This is a genomic window from Sinomonas sp. ASV486 (assembly GCF_030908215.1).
GTDB classification, from domain to species: domain Bacteria; phylum Actinomycetota; class Actinomycetes; order Actinomycetales; family Micrococcaceae; genus Sinomonas; species Sinomonas puerhi.
Genome location: NZ_JAVFJK010000001.1, coordinates 269,536 through 292,849, shown reverse-complemented (window position 1 = coordinate 292,849; position 23,314 = coordinate 269,536). Strand labels below are relative to the sequence as shown.

The following is a 23,314-nucleotide window of genomic DNA, read 5'->3' as shown; positions in this document are numbered from 1 at the left end:
CCGGTTCCCTTCGGGCTCTCGCTCAGTCCCACAGCGTGTCCAACCGCTCGATCCGGTGGGCGAATGTGTGCTCGGCGAGAGTGCGGCGTCGTCCGGCCTCGCGGATCCTCTCCGCCCAGACGTGGTCCCGGAGTGCGCGCCGGCCGAGCTCCACGAGCTCGTCGGGTGAGCCGAACACGAGGGTCTCGACACCGGGTTCGTAGAAGTCGGCCACGTCCGGCCGGTCAATAAGCTGGAGGCCACCCATCCCGGGGACCTCGAAGGTGCGCATCGCGAGACCGGCCTGGAGGCCGTGCACGTTAATGGCGGCCGCCGCCTCGGCCTGCACGGTGTAGGCACGCTCGAGAGGGATGTCCCGTTCCGACCGCAGGCCGGGGCGGCCGATCTCCCAGGTGCGGAGCCTGTCGAGCGGATGGTGCGACCATTGCCGGCCGTAGGCACGAACTGGCAGGCCGGCGTCGTGCAGGCGTTCCAGGAGGCTGACCCGGTTGGGGTAGCGCGAGCCGACGAAGACGATCTCCTCAGTCCGCGTGCTCGGTGGAGACGCGAGGTCCGGGTCGAAGCCGTTGGGGACCCAGCACGCATTGACGCCATTCTCAACGAGACTGTCCGCCTCGCTGCGGGCGTAGGAGACCACGGGCCCGATCTCGCGCAGGAAGTCATGGGTATAGCGGTGCCGGTGGAGGTCGTCGTAGAGCCAGAGGATACGTGGCAGCTCACGGCGGTCCACCTCATCCCAGAAGTCGGGGCCCAGAGTGTCCCCCTTGATGACGACAATGCGGTCGGGGTTCACCTCCCTGAGGACCTCAAGGGTGCGCTTGGTAGCCCACGCTGCCGCAGCACGATGGCTGTCGATGCCGATCCGTGCTGGCAACTCGAAGAGTGCCTTGTTGCGAACCTTGTCCCCCAGCGTGGCGAACGCGTCGTAGCAATGGGTAACCACCTCGTATCCGCGTTCCTCGAGCGCGCGGGCGATGCCCCGATGGTAGCCGTGGAATGTGGGAGTCACCAGGAGGAGGCGCGTCACTGCCCGCGCTCCTGGCCTGGCTTGAGGTAGCCGAGCTCACGGCGCAGGGTGGCAACAGAGTCGACATCTCGTCCGGCCACCTGTCGGAGTGCGTTGACTCCGAAGTTGACCACCGACGCCGTCGCGAGGGAGGCCTTGAGGGCCGACTCGCCACCCCACTTTGCCGCGTACTTGAGTCTCGATTCCACGAGCCAGTGACGCCTGCGCTCCGGGTCGGAGGACCCGCCGCCCTCGTGGGTGACGGTGACGGTTCCGGCGAAGATGCTCGGCACGCCGACCTCTCGGAGCCGGCGCTGGAGGTCCACCTCCTCGGCGAACATGAAGTACGCCTCGTCGAATCCGCCGACCGCGCGGAACGGCCCGACCGGGATAAGCATCGCTGCTCCCTTGACCCAATCCACCGGAACGACAACGCCTTCGGTGCACCGGGAGTCGATGCCCACACCCTCGCGCCAAGCGTCGGATTCGCGGAACCTTGCAAGGGGGGACAGCCATTCGGTGGCGTGGTGCGCAGGGCTCGGGAAGTGGGCGCCGATCCATTCCTGCACCCCATTTGGCCGCACCACATGAGGACTCACGACGGCGGGCTGCCACGGGTACGCGGCCCGGACCAGATCCTCGACGAACGTAGCACCGATCTCGAGGTCGCTGTTGAGCACAAGGGCCAGCTCAGTCTCGACCCGTTCCATGCCGGTGTTCACCGCAGATCCGAAGCCTCCGTTGCGCTCCCGGCGCACAACGTGGACCCCTTCCGTTTCCGGGAAAGGAACCGGAGAGGCGTCGTCCGACACCACGATCCCCGCGAGGAGGCCGCCCCTCTGAGTCTGGAGACTCCGAACGAGCGCAAGGGCCGTGGCCGGGTCGCCGTAGTGCGGAATGACGGCAGTCACCGAGGTCACTGGGGAGACTCCATGAGTCGCGGTGCGGGCGAGGAGCCGAACTTCCGGTACCGCAAATGACCTGCCAGGACCCCGGCAGTCCAGCCCAGAGCCCGGGCCGTCCCGAGGCCGCTCCTCTGGCTGGCGAGCCGAGGGAGACCGAGGAGTTCTCGGCCGAGGTTCCGCACACTGATCCGCAGGGACACGGCCCCCACAGGGAGGGACTGTGAGTGCCTCGTCCACAGCTGGATGGAGGACTCCCCATAGTTCCGGGCCTGCCGGAAGGCGCCCCGCCTCGTCGTCCGCTGGCGGTACAGGACGCGCGCATCAGGTGCCCAGCCGAGCGTGTATCCGGCATTCTGGAGCCGCCAGGCGAAGTCCACCTCTTCATGCCCGTGAGGGAATGACTCGTCCATACCACCTAGGGCAAGGTATACGTCTCGGCGGACGCCGAGGTTTGCCCCGACGGCGTAGGGTAGGTGCCCGAACACGGATCCGAGGCCTTCGGCGTTGGGGGCCATGTCGCCAAGCTCGGCCGACGCGTCAGCCACGTCCACCACAACCATTCCGCCGACGGCGTCGTACCTGCGCAGCGCATCTCCCAGGGACCGGAGCCACCCGGGGGTGACCCGGTCGTCGGCGTCACAGAACACGACGTACGGAGCGGCGGCGGCCCTCACCCCCTCGTTGCGCGCATGGGCCACCCCGGGCCGATCGCCTGAATCGACGACGCGCAGGCCCGGTATCTGATTCCCAAGCGATGTGCAGATCTCCGCCGTGCCGTCGGTCGAGCCGTTGTCCGAGACTACGATCTCGAAGGCTGGGGCGTCCGTCTGGCTCGCGAGAGCCAAGAGCTGCTCCCGGAGCGTGGCCTCTCCATTCCGCACGGGAATGACTACCGTGATCTCCGGCGTCGCTACTGTTCTCATGCCCTCTGCTCCCCCATGGCGTAGATTCGCTCCATTGACGCTAGGAACTGTTCCCGGCCGTAATGCGCCATGGCCCAATTCTGTGCCTCGCGCGCACGTTGCTCGAAATGCACGCTGTTCTCGAGGACATCAACCACGCGCTCAGCGAACTCGACGGCCTGATCCATGACGCCGGCATAGTGCAGTTCGGTGCCGATCCCCTCGGCACCGACGCTCGTTGTCACGACCGGCACGCCCGTAACAAGCGCATCGATGACCTTGAACTTTGTTCCGGCACCATGAAGCAGCGGGACGACGACGACCGCCGCCTGAGCGTAGAGAGGAGCCAGATCCTCGACGAAGTCGAGCAATTCGACTCCCTGTGCGGCGGCCAGCGACCGCAGCTCGAGGCCCGCGCCTGCGCCCGCGACCCGGAGTTTGGCCGAGGGGACACGGCGCTTGATCAGGGGCAGGCACTCCGTGATGAACCAAGCCAGGCCCTCGGCGTTGTCCCAACGGTAGAGGGCGGCAACGAAGAGCATTGTCCCAGGCTCGGGCGTGCGGCCCGACGGAGGCTCATCGGGTGCGAGTGGCGGATTGACCACATGCACCCGTGCCCGGCCGGGTGGCAAGAGGCCGCGGTCCTTCTCACTGAGCACCACGACCTCATCGGCCCGGCGCATCAGCGCTTGCTCAAGCCTGCGGGCAAGCATGGCCGCCCACGCCCACCTCAAGCGCCGCAGCGGCGTCGTAGCCCGGTCGCGCGAGCGCGAAAAACGCTGGGACAGCACGTCGTGCAGCGTGCACACGATGCGGGCCGAGGGGTTCATGCCGCGAACGAACGGAAGGATCGTCCCGACTTCTTCCCACTGGAGGTCGACAATCACTGCTCCGCTGATCGCTCTGCGCACATCCCGCCTGAAGACGACCCCACCTAGGTAGTTGGGAGGACCAAGGATGGGCAGAACCACGTTGACCGTAAGGCGCAGGACATGCGCCCACCGCTCGCGTCGTGGCCTACCTCCCACGAAGTCGTGACGGGGAACTAGCTGGCCCCGAGCTGCTCTGCGGGAGGAGTCGCCGTCGGGAACGTAGAAGATGCAGTCCCGAGTGCCCCAGGCCTGCTCGACAAAGTGGACATACTTGGCCCCGGCGTTGTTGGGATTGGCGCACGGAAGCTGGGGCGATATCGCGACAATGGTCAAACGAGTCTCCCAAGCGCCACCAGCTGGCTGAATCCGGGACTTGCCTCCACCAATGCGTCGAACGTTCCCTCCGACTCGACCGACCCATTCGCCATGTAGACGATCTTGTCCGCATGCCGCACCGTCGAGAGCCGGTGGGCAACGATGATGATAGTCATCGACCCGCTCAGCGCATCGATCGTCTCCGTCAGCCGATGCTCAGTGACGTTATCGAGGGCCGAGGTGGCCTCATCGAGTACGAGTACGCCGGGTTCACGGTACAGTGCGCGGGCAATGCCGATCCGCTGCCTCTGTCCGCCCGACATCCGAACGCCTCGCTCACCCAGGCGCGTCGACAGGCCCTCCGGAAGCCCCGCGACCAGCTCGTCGAGCTGGGACATGGACAGAGCCCGGTTCAGCCGGGCGCGATCGATACTCCTCGGGTCCTCGGCGAAGGCGATATTGCTCTCGAGGGAGTCGTCGAGGAGGAACACGTCCTGCGGCACCACGCCAAGACCGGCGTACCAGCCGGCCAGATCGGCCCGAATCTCGCGTCCACCACACCGCACCGTACCCGCGGTCGGTTCGAGCAGGCCAAGGATGACATCCAGCAGGGTACTCTTCCCTGCTCCGCTGGAACCGACAAACGCCGTGGTCTGCCCCTCCTCGATGGTGACGTTCACCGACCGGAGGACGGGCTCGGTCGAGTCCACGAAGCTGAATTCGACACCATCGAGCTCGATGTCTCCCCTGTAGGAGCGGACCGCGGAAGGGTACTCCTCGTAGTCACGGTGTTGGTCCAGAGACTGCACCTCATCGGACAGGATGCGAAGACCAACCTGTCCGGCGCGGATCACGCCGCTCGTTGCGACGAGCCGGTTGATGGTCGGGAGGATTCGCGTCGATCCCGCGGCAAACACGCCGATCACGGACAAGGCCTGGTCGGGGGTCCCTGTGGCGAACAGGAGCACTGCGACGGCGGCGATGGCGACGACGAGGCCGATCTCAAGCACGTATTTCGGAAGCTCAGAGACAAGGGACAATTCGCGCGAAGCCCTCGCCCTGTCCGCCTTGGCGCGAGCAAAGCGACTCACGAACACGCTTCCCGCTGCCGCGAGCCGCGACTCGCGGAACCCGTTGATACCCGGCATGAGAGCAGCCCAGGCATCGAGATCGGACTGCGCCATAGTCTCGCCGATGACGCCATACCGGTGTTTGAGGCCCGCTTGGGTTCCCCAGCCCATCGCAAGAAACAGGACGACGGCGAGGAGCGTGGCCCACGGGGATACGGCAAACAGCACGACGCCGATCGCGACGAGGGTAAGTGCGTCCGCCGCGAGGCTCAATATGCCGAGCACGACCTGCGAGAACGTCTGGGGTATGGCCCCCGAGATGTTGCGGTGAACCTCGGCGAGCTTGCGCTCGCGGTGGGTCGCATAGGGCGCCATGACGTAGCGCCGCATCAGCTCGGTGGCCGCCTCAGCCTCGAGCGCCGTAGCGTGCCCCAGCAGCCACCAGCGGAATACGATACTGAACGCACTCTTGACGATGAACGCCAGGGCCACAACGGAAGCCGTCGCGATGAGGAGCATCTGGGGCTCTGTTGACCCGATGGCGGAGGAGATGAAGCCGAGGGCCCCCGTCTTCCGGTCCGCACCTGTGACGACCTGCATCAGGGGGAGCATCGCCGCGACCCCCAGCATGTCGAGCCCCGCGATAATCACCGACCCGACCACTGACGCGGCCATCCAGCCGCGCCACGGCCTGCGCACGAGGCCCATGACGGTCTTGAGCTTGTCAAGCATGCCTGTCCCCCGCGGCCGTGCGGCAGAGGTCAAGCACACCCTCGGCCCACACATCCCAATTCAGGACAGTCGCATGGCGACCTGCGGCCCTCGTCGAATGACCCGCACGGACCATGGGATCGGCGAAGGACGCCAAGGCGTCTGCAGCCCGGTCAACCATTGCGGTCCCCGGCTCAATGAGCAGGCCGGTCTCGCCGTGGGACACGATACTGGCGGTTCCGCCGCTATTCGTCGCGACAACCGGGAGCCCGAACGCGTGAGCATCGGTCATGGTGACGCCCCCTGCGTTGGCCGTGGCCAGCTCGAGCAGCACATCGTGCGAGTCATACACCGCCGGCATCTTATCCCGCTCGATCCGACCAAGCGCAGTGATCCAGGGTGGGAGCGGCGGGGCATTCCCGACGACAGTCAGTGATACGTCTACACCCTTAGCCCGAAGGCGCCCTACAGCCTCGACCGCATGCTCCCCGCCTTTGCGCTGCCAATCGCTCGAGACGACGAGGATCCGAAGGGTGCCATTTCCCGTGACTCGGGCAAGGGGTGACGGCCCATCCACAGCCGGCCCAAACGGGAGGACGCGGCAGGTATCAGGATGCACACCGTACTCATCGATGAGCGACTGCCGCGCCCAGTCACTGGCAACTCCAAAGGCTGCCGTACGGCGCTGCGCCTTCCCCGACATGATCCGCCCCTGCACGGCGGACAGGCGATGAAGATTGTCGAATTGGGGGTAGAACCCGCTCATCGCCGCGAAGGTGGCGTCGGTGATCTGCACAACGGGTACCGGGGCCTTCAGGAGCGCGATGTCCTGCGACGCCGCTACGGCCAGAACGACATCCGCTGGACGATTCCGCAGCTCACGCTCCACGTACCGGCCTCGGCGCCTGCTCGTTGCGAGAGCATGCCCAACCAAGTAGGCGCGAGAGCTGAACGAGCCGATGATGCGGGCGGCGGCCCGATCAGCCCATGCGTCCCCCGCACGGCTCGTCTCCAGGGCGTCAACCGTCACCCGGGAGGCGAGGGCTGCATACATCTTCGGTATGACACCGGACCACGCCGCTGGATCGTGGACGCTCCACGGGGTCACAAAGAGTACACGCACGGATGCCCCCTCTCACCCCATCACTCGGCGTGTTCACAAAACGTCCGCTAGTCTATCGCCTTGAAGGCCACGCTCTGACGTCGGCCCGTGGCATCCCCAGGCCTCGGCTCAAGGTGCCTTGAGACGACGCATGGGGGCACTATGGGGAACGGACGGACCGACGCCAGCCGCAGTGGCGTCGCAGCGACGCGTCGGAGGCTGAGGGAAGCGGCACCCATCTGGCCATGGTCGCAGCAGTCCCTGATCGCTTTCGTAGACCTGCTCTCCGTCATCTGGGCGGTCGTCGGCGCGCAGCTTCTGCGGTTCGGGATCAACGACCCGACGCTGGACGTCCTCATCAGGCAGACCCCGTACGCGCTCGTGGGCGGTGCCCTCGCCATCGCCTGGGTGCTGATGCTAGGCCTGTGGGGGACGCGCGACACGCGGATTCTTGGCTATGGTCCCACCGAGTACAAGCGTGTTGCGACGGCCTCGCTGTGGCTGTTCGGAGGGGTCGCCGTCGTCTCGTATGTGTTCCAGCTCGAGACGGCGCGCGGCTACGTCGCGATCGCGCTTCCACTTGGCATCGTTTCCCTCCTCTTCGGCCGTTGGGTCCTGCGTAATGTGCTGGTGCATGACCGCATGGCGGGACGGCGGCTGTCCCGGGTCCTTTTGGTCGGCTCGGCCGACTCGGTCGAGCACCTCAATCGCCAGCTGAGCCGTCACCCGGAGGCGGGCTACCGCCCAATCGGAGCGTTCGTCCCCGGATTCGGCGACCTCGAGGTAGGCGGCCCTGAGTTGCCCCTGCCTGTCGTCGGGTCGGGCCCCTCGCTCGATGAGATCCTGAGCGCGATCTCCGCGACCGAGGTCGACACGGTGGCGATCTCGGGCGGCGCCGCCATCCGCCCCGAGACGCTCCGTCAGCTCGGGTGGGCGCTCGCTGCCCAGGACATCTCTATGGTCATGGCGCCAGCCCTCACGGACATCGCTGGACCCCGCATCCACACGCAGCCCGTAGCCGGGCTGCCGCTGATCCATGTCACCACACCCAAGCTCGAAGGCGCTCAAGGAGTCGCGAAGCGGGGCTTCGATCTGGTCGTTGCGGGCCTCCTGACGGCTGTCCTCGCTGTGCCGATGCTCGTCGTAGCGGTACTTGTGCGGACAGACAGCCCGGGCTCCGCGTTGTTCCGCCAGATCAGGATCGGGCGTGCCGGCGACCCATTTCGCATGCTCAAGTTCCGTTCGATGGCGTCGGATGCCGAGTCCCGGCTCGATGAGTTGCATGCGGCCAGCAATGGCAATGGCGTCCTGTTCAAGATGAAGCGGGACCCGCGCGTCACCCGCTTCGGCCAGTTCATCCGCCGCTACTCGATCGATGAGCTTCCCCAGCTGTTCAACGTCCTCAAGGGCGACATGAGCCTCGTTGGCCCACGCCCGCCGCTGCCGGTCGAGGTTGCCGGCTACGACGACTTCGCCCATCGGCGACTCCTCGTCAAGCCGGGCATCACCGGCCTGTGGCAGGTGAGCGGGCGCTCCGATCTCTCGTGGGAAGACTCGATGCGGCTCGACCTGTACTACGTCGAGAACTGGTCAATGATCCAGGACCTCATGATCCTCATCAAGACCGTGCGGGCGGTCGCCACTTCGAACGGTGCCTACTGACGTGGTCTTCGACCCGTCGTCTCCGTCTCTCCAGGCGCGGTTGAGCTCCCGTACCAACAGCCTCAACGCGGTTCGCCTGTTCTTGGCCTTGCTCGTCGTCATCGGCCACGCGTGGCCTCTCACCGGCAGCCTGTCCGGGCCTCACCTCGAGTTCCTGAGCGACATCGCCGTCAACGGCTTCTTTGCAGTCTCCGGTTATCTCATCGCAGCGAGCAGGGTCAGCACATCGCTGCCCGTCTACTTGGTAAGGCGTATCCTCCGGATCTTTCCCGGCTTCCTCGTCTGCCTCCTCGCCATCGCGCTCGTGTTCTCGCCCCTGGCGGCGGCGCTCGAGCACAGGCCGATGGACTGGCTGTCCGCGGCTGGCTTCGTCATAGGCAACGCTCTCCTCGCGGTTCGGCAATGGGGTATCGGTCAGACACTCGGAGACGTTCCGTACCCATCGGTGTGGGACGGATCCCTCTGGACCCTCGGCTACGAGTTCGTCGCCTACTTGGCATTGGGCGCGGTCCTCACCGTCCCGTGGATCCGATCCCGAATGGGCGTAGTCCTCACGGCGCTCGCCTTGATGTCCATTGCCGGGTCGATGCTCATCGAAGGGCCGGTCCACGTCTCGACAAGCTTCTACCACTACGCCGGCCGCCTCGGCAGCTACTTCCTCGTTGGCGCCGCGATGTACGCTGCGGCCCGCCGAATCCCGGTGCGGATGAGCCTCATCGCGGCGGCCGCCGCAAGCTATGTCGCGCTCTGGTACCTCGGCGCGGACGGAAGCCTTGGTCAGGTCCCGCTCGCGTACCTATTGCTGGCCGTCGGCTCTCGCGCGACGACTGATGTCACAACGCGCAATGACCTCTCCTACGGGCTCTACATCTACGCGTTCCCTGTGCAGCAGTTGCTTGTCGACATGGGGACCGCGCCCTGGGGAGTCCTGCCAAACGCCGTGGCCACACTGGCCATCGCGCTCGGGCTCGCCTGGCTGTCCTGGCGGTTGATCGAGAAACCCGCCTTATCGCTCAAGAACCTCCGACCCGGCGCCGGGATAGGCCTGGCTTGGACGCGCTCGGCGAGGACGGACAGGGGGCGTCTTACATGAGGATCGTCGTCACCGGGGGCGCGGGCTACCTCGGCACCCATACGTCCCTCTCGCTCATCGCGGCGGGCCACGAGGTGACCGTGGTCGACAACTTCTCGAACGCCTCGCGTGATGCTGTACGCCGCACTTCAGATCTTGCGGGCTCCGACATCCCCGTCGTCGAAGGCGACCTGCTGGACCGCCACCTGCTCGAGGAGATTTTCGCCGAGACCCGGCCCGACGCCGTCGTCCATTTTGCCGGACTCAAGTCTGTGGGCGAGTCGAACGCCAAACCGCTGCGGTACATGACCAACAACGTCAGCGGGACGCTCCAACTGCTTGATGCCATGGACGCGGCGGGCGTTCGCCGGATCATCTTCTCCTCGTCTGCCACCGTGTACGGGGTTACCGAGACGGTTCCCACAGCGGAGGACCACCCCCTGTCCGTGACGAACCCCTATGGCCGAACCAAGCTCATGACCGAAGACATCCTTCGGGATCTCGCGGCGTCGGATCCGCGCTGGAGCATCGGGATCCTGCGCTACTTCAACCCGGTCGGCGCACATCCGTCGGCGCAGATCGGGGAGGACCCGCGCGGCGTGCCAAACAACCTTGTGCCGTTCGTCGGCCAGGTCGCCGTGGGACGGTACGAGGCCGTCAGCGTGTTCGGAGGCGATTACCCGACCCCTGACGGCACAGGCGTGCGCGACTACCTGCACGTCATGGACCTAGCTGAGGGCCACGTGGCCGCACTCGACCGGATCGCGTCACGGACCGGGGTAGACGTCTGGAACCTGGGCACGGGTCGCGGATACTCGGTGTTGGAGGTAATCCGAATGTATGCAGAAGTTTCCGGTCGCCCTATTCCGTACCGGATCGTAGAGCGACGGCCCGGCGACGTCGCCGTGAGCTATGCGGACGCGTCCAAGGCTGCGCGGGATCTGGGGTGGAGGGCCGTACGGAGCCTGCGCGAGATGATCGAGGACCACTGGCACTGGCAGGACGCCAATCCGAACGGCTACGACGCGTGACGCCCTTCCCGCCTGCCAAGGGCACTCCTATGCTGATCGTCTCTCCCCACCTCGACGACGCCGCACTCTCCTGCGGGTCCATCCTCGACAGACCCGGTGTGGAGGTTCTGACGGTCTTCGCCGGCAGACCCGCCCCGGCAGTCGCCGTGACGCACGATGTGCTCGCCGGTTTCCCCAATTCGGATGCCGCGATGGACGCCCGACTCGCCGAGGACTACGAGGCCCTCGATCGTTTTGGAGTCGAGACCCACCGCCTGGACCTCCTCGACCTCGCCTACGCGTCGCTCCCCCGCCCTGCGGACGACGCCGATCGGCTGGCCGCCGCCGTGCGCGAGTGGATCGCCGGACACGGGGATCAGGAGCAGTACGTCCTGATCCCTGCGGGGACGGGCCACATGGCCGGACTTCCGGTGGCAGGCGAAGGTGAACCCGGTGCGGCCTCCTCTGCCCAAAGGACCCGCTCATTCGCCGGCGCACTCAAGAGCGCGCTCGGAGCGCTCGGTGGCCGGTGGGTGGCGCATCAGGTCTTCCTATGGAAGAAGAGCCGTGGACTCGTCCACCGCTCGTTTGCCCACCCGGACCACCTCTTCGTCCGAGACGCCCTGCTCGCCCCCCTCCTCAGCGGCCCAGCGACTCACGGCTCCGCCCGCGTGGTGCTGTACGAAGAGCTCCCGTACCTGTGGTCGCGGGCCGGGGACCATGGGGTCGCCGAAGCGCAGGCACGCTTCGGATTCTCAGCGTCCGAAGTCGCGCTCGCCGTCGACCGCCCCGCCAAAGCAGGCCGGATCGGCCTCTATGTGAGTCAGCTGCCACAGCTGGACCCGCGGAAGCGGCGTCTGGAGAAGGCCAGCACCCTGCCCAGCCACGAGCGATTCTGGTCCCTCACACCCCGAGCGGCGAAGCCATGACGACCACCACAGCCGCGTCCATGAGAGAACCCCGCATTCTCGGGCTCTTCGATCACCACGGCATCGTTGACCGCGCTGCCCGGGAGGCGGGGCGTCCCCACGTTCCGGGCCCGTACCGGGTGGACCTCCTCGACGAGCTCGGCTTCGAATTGAAGACCCTCACCCCTGCGCGGGGTCGCTTGCACCGGAAGGTGCGTGACGTCGTCGAGCACCGTTCGGGCGTCGACGTGGACATGCCGCTGCGTGCCGTGACCGAGGCGTGGCGCGCCGACGCGGTCTTCGCAATGTTCGAGCGGCGAGCCCAGTTCGTCTCGCGCCTGCGCCGGCGGGGTCTCCGGCCTTATGCCGACCGCCCCTTCTGGGCCGTCACATGCTGGTGGGCCGAAGAGCTGCTCCATGCAAGCGAGCGCACGCGCGAGAGCATCCGGAGGGACATCGAGGGTATCGACGGCTTGATCGTCTTCAGCGAGAACCAGCGTTCGGTCTTCGCGTCGATCGGCGTGCCCGAGTCCAAGGTATTCCCCGTCGACTTCGGGGTCGATCCCGACTTCTACTACCCCGTTCCGGAGACGAAGCGCCGCTTCCAGGTCTTCTCCGCCGGGGTGGACAGGGGGAGGGACTTCGAGTCGCTCGTTGCGGCAGCCAGGCTGGTCCCCGAAGCGCGTTTCGATATCTTCACTCAGCCAGGGCGCATCGCCGAACCGCTTCCCGGCAACGTCACCCTCCACGCGCCAGTGGACATCATGGCCCACCGCGAGAATCTGCGTTCCGCGGACCTCGTGGTCGTTCCGACACATGATCTGGCATACCCGACCGGCCAATCGGTGCTCCTCGAAGCTTCGGCCTGTGGCGCCTGCGTAGCCGTCACCTCAACCGAGGCGATGGACCAATACATTGACGACGGCGTGACTGCCCTGGCAATGCCATTGCACGACCCATCGGGCATGGCCGAGGTCATCCGTCAGGCTCACCACGATCCGGGACTCCGGGCGCGCATCGGTGCGGCCGCCCGTCAGACGGTGGTCGATAGGTACTCGTTCCGGCGCATGTGGGCCGAGATCGGGGCGCTGATCACCGGCTCAGGGGCCTCGCGGGACTCGTAGCCGTCAGCGCCCGGTGCGGCAGTCGAAGAGCACGATCCTGCCATACCCTCGCGGATACTCCTGGGCCACACACGACTTCACCAATTCGCGATAGGCAACGCCGTCCAGTCCCTGGTGGTCCCCCACGAAGATGACGCGCTCCCTGCCCACCCTGCCGAGGATGGCGACCTCGGCCGAACGGCCGAAGAGGGTGTTCGAATCCGCCGGGCCCTCGACGAGCAGTACGTCGCTGCTCCCGACGAATGGCTCAGGATATGCGGCACCGATAGCGCGTGCCTGATCGTTCTTGAAGACAATCCGGTCTGACCAGAACGCCCGGGCCTCACCGACGGCGGCCGCGACCTTCTTGAAGTCAGCCCCGCGAGGTGTGAAGTCCTTCATGTAGAGCTGCGGCACGAGGAGTGTCGCACCGACGAGCACCAGGGCTGAGGCGTGGACCACGGCTCTCGAGTACAGCTGCCGCGCGCCCAAAGCCGCCAAGAGTCCAATCGAAGGCGCTGTGAAGGTGAGGTACCGAGGGACGTAGAGCGGAGTCGCGACGATCGAGATGCCAACGAGCAAGACGGTGGGAACGCAGGCCCACAGAACGGCGACGACCACGAGCCGCATCTCGTTGACGTACCGCCGGGCGCCGAAGAAGGCCACCGCGCCGAGCGCGGCGACGAAGGCGAGCAGCACGATTGCAGCAGGCTCGGCCCAGGGGGGCGGATACCATCCCAAGGGTTTGTCCTGGCCCTCGAACCATTGGGTGACCAACACGTCCTTGAGCAGTTGCGCCTTGGATGGCTCACGGATCCACGAGACCTGGCCGGTCTGCGGCGCGGCAACGAGGACGAGAGCGATGACCGGTGCGGCTCCGAGTCCCAACGACAGGGTGGTGGTCCAAGGGGAGCGGCGGAGCACGAACGACGCGATGATGAGCGCGGGCAGAAGAAGCACCGAGAAGAGGAAGACGTAGCCGGAGACGGCGACCACAATGCCGACCGCTGCCCACGAACGCCAGTCCCGGCGATCCCACGCGCTCCATACCGCCCACACGAGAAGCACGGCGAGCAGGGCGCTCAAGCCGAACTGCCGGGCCTCGCTTCCGGCCCAAACCACCCGTGGGAGAAGAACGGTCATAAGGCCAGCGGTGGCCCCGAACCGCTGATCGACAACGGTGGTCCCGAAGCGAACGACGGCAAAGCCGACCAGGCCCACTGCAAGCGCCGACGGCATCCGAACGCTCAGGGGTCCCGCCCCGAACACGTCGATCCAGAAGTGCATGAAGATGTAATAGGCCGCGTGTACGGCATCCACCGAGCGGGTGAGCTCGAAGATCTTGCCCAGGGGCCGTGCCGATGCGGCGATCGTGGCGGATTCGTCGAACCACAGCGCGACGCCTGCGGTTCCCACGATGGAGGCGACGACGCCGACGACGAAGACACCCACCCCGGTCGCGAGCCCTTGGATGCCACGAATCTTCTGGAGCTTCGAGCGGGTCGTGCCGCCCTCACCCGCGGGGCGGTGACCGCCCCGATCTGTCACTGTCACCATGAGCTCCCCCTTTAGCAAATGCTATTACCACGGCGCGGATGGCACCCCGGACATCAGCCTCGCGGTCCACGGCGATCCGGTGCATGATCAGCCCCTCGCACACGGCCACGAGTGCGGTCGCGGCCAGCAGCCCGAGGAACCCCTCCACAGTCGTGGGCAGCGCATCCGGCGCGTCTGCACCGCCCCTCTCCTGCTCCACGATGTGCTCGACAACGCCCCCAAGCAGTGCAGCGCGCGTGCGGAAGTAGTTCGACGCCGACCCCCGCGGCACCCCGCCGCCGCATCCACCCGTCCATGTGTGAGTGTCCGCTACGGGGCAAGCAGGGAAACCCTTCGTTTCTTCGCGGAGTACCCCTGACGGGGCGATGATGGGCTCATGACCGAGCCCGACCTGCCCAAGGTCTTCCAGATCGACCTGCCCGAGGAGAACGTCGAGGGGCGCTTCGCCGACTTCGCAAACCTGTGGCACACGCCGAATGTGTTCGTCCTCGACTTCGTCGCGCTCACCCAGCCCGCCCAGCCCGGTGAGGGTCCCGACGGCGAGGCGGCGGAGCTCATCCCCGGACGGGTCGTGAGCCGCATCCGCATTCCCCCGGAACAGGTGTTCGAGCTCGCCGCCGCCCTCACCCGCCAGCTCGGCATCTGGGAGCAGGAGACGGGGCGCAAGCCGCCGGCCAGGCCGCTCTTCGACTCCGAGGGCCGGCAGGTCCGGATCGACGACGAGGGCGTCGACGGGCCCGAATGAAGCCCCTCCTCGCCCTCGCGGTGCTCGCGGCCCTCGCCTCGTGCTCGACGTCCGGGACGCACGACGCCGAGCCGTCCCCTTCCGCGGCCGGCTCTCCGTCGCAGTCGGCATCACTGCACGCCTCAGCACACTCATCGGGGCTGACTCTCGTGAGCGTTCTGGGCGACTCGCATTCGAGCTGGCCGGGTTCCTGGTTCGAGCGGTCGGTCGCGGATGGATCTGTGCCGGGAGCGGCCCTCGGGGTGTTCTCCTCCCACCCGGGCCGGACGTCGATCGCCCTGCAGGCGTGGGTCCCGGAGGCCACGTCACAGGGCGGGGTGGTGCTCGTACAGGCCGGGACCAACGACCTCCTGCTCGACGGTGCGCCGCCCGCCAGGGCCGCACAGGGGGTCGAGCAACTCGTAGGGGCCGTCTCCGCACGTGGGGCGGAGTCGGTGCTAGTCTCGGTGCCTCCATCCGCGACGCTGGGCACTGCCACCAACGAGCTGAATGCGCTCCTCAAGGCCTGGGCCGCTGCTCACGGGGTCCCGTGGCTCGATGTGACGAGCGCCGTCACCGCGGCGGACGGAACCTGGCGTCCCGGGCTCAGCGACGACGGGATCCACGCCAATGCTTCCGGGGGTGCACTCATGGCCGAGGCCGCGCGAGGACAGCTGCCCCGACTGCTAGCCGCAATGTGACGCACGACACGCGCGCTACATGACGTAGAACATTTGCCCCCTTTCAGAACAGCCGATAGGTTAACCTCAGCGCTTGACTTCAACGTCGACTGCGTGCGGGCACCCTGCCCGCGACAGCCGCCGCTAGGGGCGAGGTGTGGGGGATTATCTCGTTTTGTCCTTTCCAGACCCCGGAGCGGTTCCTTCTGGAGAGGACAGACTCGTGACCGAGACTCGCACCAACAATATGCCGTCACGCCGCGCGGTTACTAAGGCCGCCGCGTGGTCCGCCCCCGTCATCGCCGCCGCTGTTGCCGCGCCGATGGCCGCCGCTTCGGGCCAGAACGGCCAGCAGGGCCACATTCGCTGGAACCCCACCAACCCGTACGACACCAGCGATCAGCCGTTCAAGCCGAATGCGGACAATATCCTGCAGGTCATGGCTGACAACCAGTCGAAGGGCTGGGATCCGGGCAACCAGATCATCCTCTCCTGCACGATGGATGTCACATTCGTTGGCCCTTTCCCTCGGACCATCACAGGTGGCGGACCGTCGGGCACCTACTCGCTGACGTTTAGCTCCCCGACGTCGGCGACGATCACCGTCACCGGCGGTTTCTCATACAAGTCGTACATGAACGTCATCTTCCCCAACGGTTCCATCCAGTGGGTTTCGCCTTTCGGCGGCGGGATCACGGCTACGCCGAACCCGACGTTCCTCTCGAACACGGCCACACTCGGCCACTGAGTGTCTCAGCGCGAAGCCGGCCCCCGATTTTGGGGGCCGGCTTCGTCACTTAATCCTTTGGTAGCCCGCCAGACAACTTGCGCCAGCGCCTCACGGACCGCATCAGCCAGCTGACCCGCACCGTACGGGCCGCGTTCGGCGGCGATTCTTCCGGCGGTCTGATGGATGTACGCAGCCAAGGCCGCTAGCTCGACCGGCCGCGCGGCGTCGTGAGCGCCCGAGCCCGAAGCGGTGGCGAGAAGTGCCCCCAGGATGCCCGTGAGGGTGTCGCCACTGCCCGCCGTCGCGAGATACGGGTCTCCTTCGGCCTGGATGAACGCGGTCCCGTCCGGCGCCGCGCATACCGTCGCCGGTCCCTTGAGTAGCACGGTGACGCCGAGTCGCTCAGCCGCCTCGCGGGCCCAGCGCAGCGGCTCCGACTCGATCGCCGCTCGGTCAGGCGAATCTGACACGAAGTTGGCCAATATCCTCGAGAGCTCCCCCGCATGAGGCGTGAGCACAAGACGCTCCCCCGCAACACTCCCGTCCTCAGCGAGCCGGTCGAGGATCTCCGCGAGGCGCGGTTCGGTGGCCCGCCTACCCGATCCATGATCCGCAGCTAGGAGCTCCCCCAGCGCCTCGAGGCCGGAGGCATCCACCACGGTGGGGAGCCCCGACCCGAGTGCGGTCGCGAGCGCGCGGCGCTGCGCGTCGTCGTCCGCGATACCGGGGCCAACGGCCCACGCCTGAACCCGCCCGCGCGGCTCCGCCGACCCAACGATCTCCGGGTGCGCCGCCAGGACGAGGGCCCGCACCGCATCAGGGGCTACGAGTCGCACCATCCCGACGCCCGTCGCGAGCGCGCCGGCTGTGGCGAGCACGGCTGCGCCGGGGTAGTCCTCGGAGCCGGCCACGAGGCCGAGCACCCCGCGCGAGTACTTGTGCCAGTCGTCGCGGGGCACGGGCAGAAGCGCAGCGGCATCGGCGGCGTCGAGGCTCCGCACGTCCGGCTCCCGTAGGTATGGTCGCAGGCCGATGTCCACGATCTCCACGCGCCCGGCAAGCGCACGGCCGCGACCCACGAGCAGCCCTGTCTTGAGGGCGCCGAACGTCACCGTGACGTCTGCCCGCCACACACCGGGGCTGGCCAGACCCGTATCCCCGTCCACTCCAGACGGCAGGTCACACGCGATCACCGTGGCATGGGGACGCGGGAGAGGCGACACGAATTCGCCAGTGAAGCCGGTGCCAAGCACCGCGTCGATCACCACATCAGCGGGCTCGAGCCCGTCGGTGATCCGGCCACCTGCCGCCGTGAAGGCCGCGAGCCCCTCGGCGTGGGCCGTGGTTCCGGTGAGCACCGCCGTCGCACGCACCCCGCGGCGGGCGAGCTCTGCGAGCGCGAAAAGAGCATCGCCCCCGTTGTTGCCCTTGCCCACGACGGCGGCGACGCGCCCGCCGTAGACGCCTCCCCTGCGCTTGAGCTCGCCAACAACCGCGAGTGCGAGCCCGTGGGCTGCCCTCGCCATGAGTGCGGGGCCCCCGCCACCCTGGAGCAGTGGCCTCTCGGCTGCGCGGATCTGGGTGCCGGTGTACGCGGAAACCATGGTGCGAGTCTACTGAGGAGTCATTGCCCGTACAGAAGTTGTGAATTGCGTTGATGGCCTTCCGCGCCGGAGTGGGGCCGATAAACTGACGGGGCTGCTCTCGGCTGTTTCTGATGACGCACCGCGGCGGCATTGGGGACCTGGCCAGTTCGGGCAGGACATGAGCGCTTTGGGGGCGTAGTGAAGTCTCGTTGGATGCCGGCCGCTTTGGCCACAGCAGCATTCGTGGTCGTGGCGCTGATCGCGTCCGAGGCCCGGATTGACATCTCGGTGCTGATTTGGTGCGCGCTGGGGATCTTCGGGCTGGTGTTCGGGCTCACGACTGTTGGGGGCGCCCGGCACATCGATGCCCACCCGCAGGTGCAGGCCGTCACTGCGCCAGTCGCACTGGTCGAGCGGGGGCCAGAGTCCTCGTCTGAGTCCTTGTCAGTGGGTGGGGACGAGCTCATCGTCGAGGCCGTCCGGACGCGCACACCCAAGCACGCCGCGGAACTCGCCCTCTAGCTCAGGCTCTCGCCGGACCGGCCCTCCGCAGGGTCAGCCTCCACGGAGCCAGCTTCCTCCGGGTCAGCCCTCCGCGACGACCATCGCGGTGGCGATGCCGCCATCGTGGCTCATGCTCAGATGCCACCGCTTGACGCCGCACTCCTGAGCGACAGCCAGCACGGTTCCCGTGACCTGGACCTCGGGGCCCTTAGGGCCAAGGCCGATCCAGCAGTCCTGCCAGTTCATCCCGGCCGGCGCGCCGAGAACCTTGGCGACGGCCTCTTTGGCGGCGAAGCGTGCGGCGAGCGAGCGCGGATGCAGGTCACGTTCGGCAGGGACGAACAGGCGATCCCTGAGCCCGGGGGTCCGCTCGAGCTGACGCTCGAAACGGGCAATGTCCACAACGTCCACGCCGATGCCAATGATAGCCATGCCGATACTCTATCGGGGCGCGTGAGGCACGTCCGCTCATGCTCGGGGTAGAGCAGCGTCCGCACTGTGGGTCGGCGAGTCGCATCCGACACGCGATATCGCGAGGCCCTTTTGCGAGCAGTGCGGGTTCCATTGGCGCGTCTCTAGGGAAACCCCGTGTTCCACAGTGATTTCTGGCCCACAATGAGCATGAGCCGCCCCAGCCGAAGGCACCCCTCCCCCCTCGCGGGCGCCCCGGAATAGGGTGGGGCCATGGGTACAGACCGGAAATGGGCTACGGAGATCCTGGCAGACGGCTTCGAGCGCGTCCGGGAGGGCGTCGAGCACGTCCTCCTGGGACTCTCCCCAGAACACCTCCTGCAGCGGCCAGGCCCGCACGCGAACCACATCGCGTGGCTGGTGTGGCACCTCACCCGAGTCGAGGACGACCACATCGCTGCGCTGGCCCACGTCCTTGAGGGCAACGACCCGCCAGCCTCCCGCACCCGCGAGGTCCCGCCCGGGCAGGTGTGGGCCGAGTGGCGGGACCAGTTCGCGCTGCCCTTCGGCGAATGGGCCACGGGCTACGGGCAGTCGGACGCCGAGCTGGACGCCTTCCCTCCCACTGCGGCGGAGACCCTGCGGGGCTACCATGAGGCCACGCACGCCCGCACGCTGGCGGTGCTCGACAGCCTTGGAGACGACGATCTCGGACGCGTCGTTGACCTCCGGTGGAACCCGCCGGTCACCGCAGCGGTCCGCCTCATGAGCATCCTCAACGACACGACTCAGCATCTCGGCCAGGCGTCCTACGTGCGGGGCCTCATCCTCGGCTGAGCGGACCAAAGGCCCTCGCGCGCCCCAGCCTCCCGCGCCTACGCTCGTGAGCAGGAGGGCTCATCGTGGCGGCATTGGCGCGGCGGCAGATCGCAATCATCGTCGGGGCAGTGCTCGCTCTCGCCCTCGTGGCCGGCGCGTTCGCGCTCGCCGTGATGCGCTTCGCTCCGAGCCCGACGGCGGGTCCCTCAGCAAGCGCCTCTGTGTCACCGTCGGTGTCACAATCCGCAACGCCAACCTCAACGGCAACACCCTCAGCGCCCGGTAGCCCACCCACCGGAACCGTGCCGGGTCCCCAGCCCAGCGAACCCGCTGCTCCCGCCCCGCCGCAGCCCGAGCCGGAGCAGCCGGCCCCACCCGCCCCCGAACCCCAGCCCCAGGCACCAGTGCTGCCAGAGGCGCTGCGCGGCCTCGACGTGGAGCGGATCGCCACTTCACAGAAGCTCGTGGCCCTCACCTTCGATGCGGGCGCCAACGACGCCGGCCTCGCCTCGATCCTCTCCACGCTCGCCGCCAACCAGGTCCCCGCGACGTTCTTCCTGACCGGCAGGTGGGCGCAGGCCAACCCGGCCAAGGTCGCGCAGATCGCCGCCGCGGGGCATCGGATCGGCAACCACTCGATGACGCACACCGACATGACCACCCAGACCGATGCGCAGATTGCCGCCGAACTCGCCAACGCCCAGGCCGCGATCCAGGCCGGAGGCTCCGACCCGAGACCGCTCTTTAGGTTCCCCTCCGGCGCGCGCAATGCACGCACCATCGCGGCCGTGAACGCCAACGGCTACGCGGCGATCCGCTGGACCGTCGACTCCCTCGGCTGGCAGGGAACCCTTGGCGGGGCCCGCGGACCGGGGTTCGTCACGCAGCGGGTCCTCGCGGCCCTCCAGCCCGGCGAGATCGTGCTCATGCACGTCGGCTCCAACCCCGACGACGGGTCGACCCTGGACGCAGCGGCCCTGCCCGACATCATCGCGCAGATGCGCGCGGCAGGCTACGGCTTCACCACCCTGGACATCCTCCTCTGACCCATCGCCCGCCCCACGGTCTCCGGTACGGATCTCGCGCCCCTCTTCGGGCCTCGGGAACAACGGCGGTCGGCGAGATCTGGCGCATTCCGGCCATTCCGCGGGACAATGGACAGTACAGAACCTCAGAGGTGATCGCGATGCGATGGCTCAAAGTCTTCACGTCCTCCCGAACAACACACCTGCGCCAGCAAGGCGGCCCTGCATCCCACGGCGTGGGCCGGAACCCGGGAATGCCGCATCTCGCCGCGGCCCAGATCCCCGGGCCCGACGCGGGCCGGCTGCTCGCAGGTGAGAACGGCACGATCCCAGACGACGCCGCAGATCCAGTCGAGAAGCAGGGCCACCTCGAGAAGCAGGGCTGGCCGCGCCGGCGCAGCGCGAGCCAGCGCAAGTCCTGACCTGACCACAGTTTCGGGTACAGATCTCGCGTCGATTTCGTCAATCCGGGTACGCCAGCGGCCGGCCACGTTCCTTGTGGAACGGGACCGGCCGCCGTCGTGCGCGTACCCGAAACGGGGGAAACAACCCGAGATCCGTACCCGAAACGAGGAAAAAGGCGCGAGATCCGTTCCCGAAACGGGAGGGGAGGGGAGGGGAAGGCGGGGCCTACTCGACCGTGACCGACTTGGCGAGGTTCCGCGGCTGGTCGACGTCGTAGCCCTTCGCGGAGGCGAGCTCGGCGGCGAAGATCTGCAGCGGCACGGTGGTGAGCAGCGGCATGAGCAGCGTGGGCGTCTCCGGCACGTAGAAGACGTGCTCGGCGTACGCGCGCACGGCCTCGTCGCCCTCCTCCGCGATCACGAGCGTGCGGGCGCCGCGGGCGCGGACCTCCTGGATGTTGGAGACCACCTTGGCGTGCAGCGAGTCGCGCCCGCGCGGGGACGGGACTACCACGAAGACGGGCTGGCCCTCGTCGATCAGCGCGATCGGGCCGTGCTTGAGCTCGCCGGCGGCGAAGCCCTCGGCGTGGATGTACGCAATCTCCTTGAGCTTGAGTGCCCCCTCGAGCGCCACCGGGTAGCCCACGTGGCGGCCCAGGAACAGCACGGACCGCTCGTCCTTCATGCTTCGCGCAAGCTCGCGCAGCGGCCCGGCATTGTCGAGGACCGTCTGGATCTTCTCGGGGATCTTGTTCAGGTCGGCGAGGACGTCCTTGATCTGGCCCGAGAAGATGTTCCCGTGCAGCTGCGCGAGGTACAGGCCCAGGAGGTACGCGGCGGTGATCTGCGCCAAGAACGCCTTCGTGGACGCAACGGCGATCTCGGGGCCAGCGTGGGTGTAGAGCACGGCGTCGGACTCGCGCGGGATCGTGGAGCCGTTCGTGTTGCAGATCGAGACGGTCTTGGCGCCCTGCTCGCGGGCGTAGCGGACGGCCATGAGCGTGTCCATGGTCTCGCCGGACTGGCTGATCGACACCACGAGCGTGTTGGAGTCCACGATCGGGTCGCGGTACCGGAACTCGTGCGCGAGCTCGACCTCGGTCGGGATGCGGCACCAGTTCTCGATGGCGTACTTCGCGACCATGCCCGCGTACGCCGCGGTCCCGCACGCGAGCACGATGATCTTGTTGACCTTCTTCAGCTCGGCCGCGTCGATGCGCAGCTCGTCGAGGATGAGGCGGCCGGACGGGTCGGAGCGGCCCAGCAGCGTATCCGCCACGGCGGCGGGCTGATCGTGGATTTCCTTCTCCATGAAGGAGTTGAACCCGTCCTTCTCGGCGGACGCGGCGTCCCACGAGACCTCGAACTCCTTGCCCTGGGCGGGCGCACCGAAGAAGTCGGTCACCTCGAAGGTGTCCGGCGTGATCGTCACGATCTGGTCCTGGCCCAGCTCCACGGCACGGCGCGTGTAGTCGATGAAGCCGGAGACGTCGGAACCGAGGAAGTTCTCCCCCTCGCCGAGTCCGACGACGAGCGGCGAGTTCCGCCGCGCCGCCACCACCACGCCGGGCTGCTCCGCGTGCACGGCGAGCAGCGTGAACGCTCCCTCGAGCCGCTGGGCGGCGAGCTGCATCGCGCGGGTAATGTCGCCGTCGGCCGCGCCGCGGTACAGGTCGCCGATGAGCGCGGCCGCGACCTCGGTGTCCGTCTCCGAGAGGAACGTCACGCCCTTGGCCACGAGCTCCGACTTGAGCGTCGCGTAGTTCTCGATGATGCCGTTGTGGATGACGGCGAGCTTGCCGCCGTCGGCCAGGTGCGGGTGCGCGTTGGCGTCCGTCGGGCCGCCGTGAGTGGCCCAGCGCGTGTGGCCGATACCGGTGAAGCTCTCAGGCAGCGGGCGCTCGGCGAGCTCGCTCTCGAGGTTCTTGAGCTTGCCAGCCTTCTTGCGGGACTCGATGGCCCCGTCCGCCACGACGGCGACGCCTGCCGAGTCGTAGCCACGGTACTCGAGCCGGCGAAGGCCCTCAATCACCACATCAAGCGCACTGTAGTTGTTGCTGCCGTCCGCGGCGAGGGCACCGAGCCCTTCGCTGCGCTTGCTGCTGCCGACATAGCCCACGATTCCACACATGGCCTCCATCCTACCGGCGTGGCGATGTCGTCCACATTTCGTGATGCCCGCCTCACTTGACAGAATGCACGGGTGAGTCTGGAGAGAACCGAGTTCAGCGGCGAC

The 23,314-nt window shown here is 67.4% G+C and carries 22 protein-coding genes; 12 read left to right on the top strand and 10 right to left on the bottom strand.

Features of this window, described 5'->3' with window-relative positions:
- Positions 1-22: 22 nt before the first annotated feature.
- The 6 genes from RBS60_RS01345 to RBS60_RS01320 form a co-directional block, all read right to left on the bottom strand.
- Entirely contained in the window at positions 23-1,027 is a 1,005-nt protein-coding gene (locus RBS60_RS01345) for a glycosyltransferase (RefSeq protein WP_307955707.1), read from the bottom strand.
- Entirely contained in the window at positions 1,024-1,926 is a 903-nt protein-coding gene (locus RBS60_RS01340) for a glycosyltransferase family 2 protein (protein WP_307955706.1), read from the bottom strand. The genes RBS60_RS01345 and RBS60_RS01340 overlap by 4 nt, the downstream gene beginning before the upstream one ends.
- Positions 1,923-2,834 carry a glycosyltransferase gene (locus tag RBS60_RS01335; protein ID WP_307955705.1) on the bottom strand — a complete coding sequence of 304 codons (912 nt, stop codon included), beginning with the start codon at positions 2,832-2,834 and terminating at the stop codon, positions 1,923-1,925. Before RBS60_RS01335 ends, RBS60_RS01340 begins: the two co-directional genes overlap by 4 nt.
- Positions 2,831-3,643: a glycosyltransferase family 4 protein gene (locus RBS60_RS01330; RefSeq protein ID WP_307955704.1), complete on the bottom strand. Its 813-nt coding sequence runs from the start codon at positions 3,641-3,643 to the stop codon at positions 2,831-2,833. Before RBS60_RS01330 ends, RBS60_RS01335 begins: the two co-directional genes overlap by 4 nt.
- 371 nt (positions 3,644-4,014) lie before the next feature.
- Positions 4,015-5,802, bottom strand: coding sequence for an ABC transporter ATP-binding protein (locus tag RBS60_RS01325; RefSeq protein WP_307955703.1), 1,788 nt, complete (start codon positions 5,800-5,802; stop codon positions 4,015-4,017).
- Positions 5,795-6,904 (bottom strand): glycosyltransferase family 4 protein, encoded by a 1,110-nt coding sequence (locus RBS60_RS01320; RefSeq protein ID WP_307955702.1) that lies wholly within the window; start codon positions 6,902-6,904, stop codon positions 5,795-5,797. Before RBS60_RS01320 ends, RBS60_RS01325 begins: the two co-directional genes overlap by 8 nt.
- Positions 6,905-7,045: 141 nt before the next feature.
- Between RBS60_RS01320 and RBS60_RS01315 the strand changes: the two genes are divergently transcribed.
- From RBS60_RS01315 to RBS60_RS01295, 5 genes are read left to right on the top strand one after another with little or no spacing between them, the layout of a single operon-like run.
- On the top strand, positions 7,046-8,545 hold the full coding sequence (locus RBS60_RS01315) for a sugar transferase (protein ID WP_307955701.1): 1,500 nt from the start codon (positions 7,046-7,048) through the stop codon (positions 8,543-8,545).
- Positions 8,535-9,638, top strand: a complete 1,104-nt coding sequence (locus RBS60_RS01310; RefSeq protein WP_307955700.1) for an acyltransferase — start codon at positions 8,535-8,537, stop codon at positions 9,636-9,638. Before RBS60_RS01315 ends, RBS60_RS01310 begins: the two co-directional genes overlap by 11 nt.
- Complete coding sequence (gene galE, locus RBS60_RS01305; protein ID WP_307955699.1) at positions 9,635-10,648, top strand: UDP-glucose 4-epimerase GalE; 1,014 nt, start codon at positions 9,635-9,637, stop codon at positions 10,646-10,648. Before RBS60_RS01310 ends, galE begins: the two co-directional genes overlap by 4 nt.
- Before the next feature lie 29 nt (positions 10,649-10,677).
- Positions 10,678-11,556 (top strand): hypothetical protein, encoded by an 879-nt coding sequence (locus RBS60_RS01300; RefSeq protein WP_307955698.1) that lies wholly within the window; start codon positions 10,678-10,680, stop codon positions 11,554-11,556.
- Entirely contained in the window at positions 11,553-12,659 is a 1,107-nt protein-coding gene (locus tag RBS60_RS01295) for a glycosyltransferase family 4 protein (protein WP_307955697.1), read from the top strand. Before RBS60_RS01300 ends, RBS60_RS01295 begins: the two co-directional genes overlap by 4 nt.
- Before the next feature lie 3 nt (positions 12,660-12,662).
- Here RBS60_RS01295 and RBS60_RS01290 read toward each other — a convergent pair whose 3' ends face one another.
- On the bottom strand, positions 12,663-14,195 hold the full coding sequence (locus tag RBS60_RS01290; protein ID WP_307955696.1) for a glycosyltransferase family 39 protein: 1,533 nt from the start codon (positions 14,193-14,195) through the stop codon (positions 12,663-12,665).
- Positions 14,196-14,571: 376 nt separating this feature from the next.
- Between RBS60_RS01290 and RBS60_RS01285 the strand changes: the two genes are divergently transcribed.
- From RBS60_RS01285 to RBS60_RS01275, 3 genes are all read left to right on the top strand, one after another.
- The gene (locus RBS60_RS01285) at positions 14,572-14,940 is read left to right on the top strand and encodes a DUF3467 domain-containing protein (RefSeq protein WP_307955695.1); all 369 of its coding nucleotides are present in this window, start codon (positions 14,572-14,574) and stop codon (positions 14,938-14,940) included.
- The gene (locus RBS60_RS01280; protein WP_307955694.1) at positions 14,937-15,620 is read left to right on the top strand and encodes an SGNH/GDSL hydrolase family protein; all 684 of its coding nucleotides are present in this window, start codon (positions 14,937-14,939) and stop codon (positions 15,618-15,620) included. The genes RBS60_RS01285 and RBS60_RS01280 overlap by 4 nt, the downstream gene beginning before the upstream one ends.
- Before the next feature lie 202 nt (positions 15,621-15,822).
- Positions 15,823-16,347, top strand: coding sequence for a hypothetical protein (locus tag RBS60_RS01275; protein WP_307955693.1), 525 nt, complete (start codon positions 15,823-15,825; stop codon positions 16,345-16,347).
- Between the two features lie 5 nt (positions 16,348-16,352).
- Here RBS60_RS01275 and RBS60_RS01270 read toward each other — a convergent pair whose 3' ends face one another.
- Positions 16,353-17,933 carry an NAD(P)H-hydrate dehydratase gene (locus RBS60_RS01270; protein WP_307955692.1) on the bottom strand — a complete coding sequence of 527 codons (1,581 nt, stop codon included), beginning with the start codon at positions 17,931-17,933 and terminating at the stop codon, positions 16,353-16,355.
- A 207-nt stretch (positions 17,934-18,140) separates the two neighbouring features.
- Here RBS60_RS01270 and RBS60_RS01265 point away from each other — a divergent pair, with 207 nt between their 5' ends.
- Positions 18,141-18,437 carry a hypothetical protein gene (locus RBS60_RS01265; RefSeq protein WP_307955691.1) on the top strand — a complete coding sequence of 99 codons (297 nt, stop codon included), beginning with the start codon at positions 18,141-18,143 and terminating at the stop codon, positions 18,435-18,437.
- Between the two features lie 63 nt (positions 18,438-18,500).
- Here RBS60_RS01265 and RBS60_RS01260 read toward each other — a convergent pair whose 3' ends face one another.
- The gene (locus tag RBS60_RS01260) at positions 18,501-18,851 is read right to left on the bottom strand and encodes a holo-ACP synthase (protein ID WP_307955690.1); all 351 of its coding nucleotides are present in this window, start codon (positions 18,849-18,851) and stop codon (positions 18,501-18,503) included.
- A gap of 252 nt (positions 18,852-19,103) precedes the next feature.
- Here RBS60_RS01260 and RBS60_RS01255 point away from each other — a divergent pair, with 252 nt between their 5' ends.
- The 3 genes from RBS60_RS01255 to RBS60_RS01245 all read left to right on the top strand — a co-directional run bounded on the left by RBS60_RS01255 (position 19,104) and on the right by RBS60_RS01245 (position 21,096).
- Positions 19,104-19,667: a mycothiol transferase gene (locus tag RBS60_RS01255; RefSeq protein ID WP_307955689.1), complete on the top strand. Its 564-nt coding sequence runs from the start codon at positions 19,104-19,106 to the stop codon at positions 19,665-19,667.
- Positions 19,668-19,732: 65 nt separating this feature from the next.
- Entirely contained in the window at positions 19,733-20,695 is a 963-nt protein-coding gene (locus RBS60_RS01250) for a polysaccharide deacetylase family protein (RefSeq protein WP_307955688.1), read from the top strand.
- Positions 20,696-20,835: 140 nt separating this feature from the next.
- Entirely contained in the window at positions 20,836-21,096 is a 261-nt protein-coding gene (locus tag RBS60_RS01245) for a hypothetical protein (RefSeq protein ID WP_307955687.1), read from the top strand.
- A gap of 208 nt (positions 21,097-21,304) precedes the next feature.
- Here the strand turns inward: RBS60_RS01245 and glmS are convergent, their stop codons facing one another.
- Positions 21,305-23,209: a glutamine--fructose-6-phosphate transaminase (isomerizing) gene (gene glmS / locus RBS60_RS01240; RefSeq protein ID WP_307955686.1), complete on the bottom strand. Its 1,905-nt coding sequence runs from the start codon at positions 23,207-23,209 to the stop codon at positions 21,305-21,307.
- Positions 23,210-23,314 lie beyond the last annotated feature (105 nt).

What these genes read in the sequence shown, in the direction of transcription:
- RBS60_RS01285 (WP_307955695.1), top strand. Translation starts at nt 14,572, where the DNA reads ATGACCGAGCCCGACCTGCCCAAGGTCTTCCAGATCGACCTGCCCGAG.
- RBS60_RS01315 (WP_307955701.1), top strand. Translation starts at nt 7,046, where the DNA reads ATGGGGAACGGACGGACCGACGCCAGCCGCAGTGGCGTCGCAGCGACG.
- RBS60_RS01325 (WP_307955703.1), bottom strand. Translation starts at nt 5,802, where the DNA reads ATGCTTGACAAGCTCAAGACCGTCATGGGCCTCGTGCGCAGGCCGTGG.
- RBS60_RS01290 (WP_307955696.1), bottom strand. Translation starts at nt 14,195, where the DNA reads ATGGTGACAGTGACAGATCGGGGCGGTCACCGCCCCGCGGGTGAGGGC.
- RBS60_RS01245 (WP_307955687.1), top strand. Translation starts at nt 20,836, where the DNA reads ATGCGATGGCTCAAAGTCTTCACGTCCTCCCGAACAACACACCTGCGC.
- RBS60_RS01335 (WP_307955705.1), bottom strand. Translation starts at nt 2,834, where the DNA reads ATGAGAACAGTAGCGACGCCGGAGATCACGGTAGTCATTCCCGTGCGG.
- RBS60_RS01300 (WP_307955698.1), top strand. Translation starts at nt 10,678, where the DNA reads ATGCTGATCGTCTCTCCCCACCTCGACGACGCCGCACTCTCCTGCGGG.
- RBS60_RS01280 (WP_307955694.1), top strand. Translation starts at nt 14,937, where the DNA reads ATGAAGCCCCTCCTCGCCCTCGCGGTGCTCGCGGCCCTCGCCTCGTGC.
- galE (WP_307955699.1), top strand. Translation starts at nt 9,635, where the DNA reads ATGAGGATCGTCGTCACCGGGGGCGCGGGCTACCTCGGCACCCATACG.
- RBS60_RS01260 (WP_307955690.1), bottom strand. Translation starts at nt 18,851, where the DNA reads ATGGCTATCATTGGCATCGGCGTGGACGTTGTGGACATTGCCCGTTTC.
- glmS (WP_307955686.1), bottom strand. Translation starts at nt 23,209, where the DNA reads ATGTGTGGAATCGTGGGCTATGTCGGCAGCAGCAAGCGCAGCGAAGGG.
- RBS60_RS01270 (WP_307955692.1), bottom strand. Translation starts at nt 17,933, where the DNA reads ATGGTTTCCGCGTACACCGGCACCCAGATCCGCGCAGCCGAGAGGCCA.
- RBS60_RS01255 (WP_307955689.1), top strand. Translation starts at nt 19,104, where the DNA reads ATGGGTACAGACCGGAAATGGGCTACGGAGATCCTGGCAGACGGCTTC.
- RBS60_RS01295 (WP_307955697.1), top strand. Translation starts at nt 11,553, where the DNA reads ATGACGACCACCACAGCCGCGTCCATGAGAGAACCCCGCATTCTCGGG.
- RBS60_RS01330 (WP_307955704.1), bottom strand. Translation starts at nt 3,643, where the DNA reads ATGAACCCCTCGGCCCGCATCGTGTGCACGCTGCACGACGTGCTGTCC.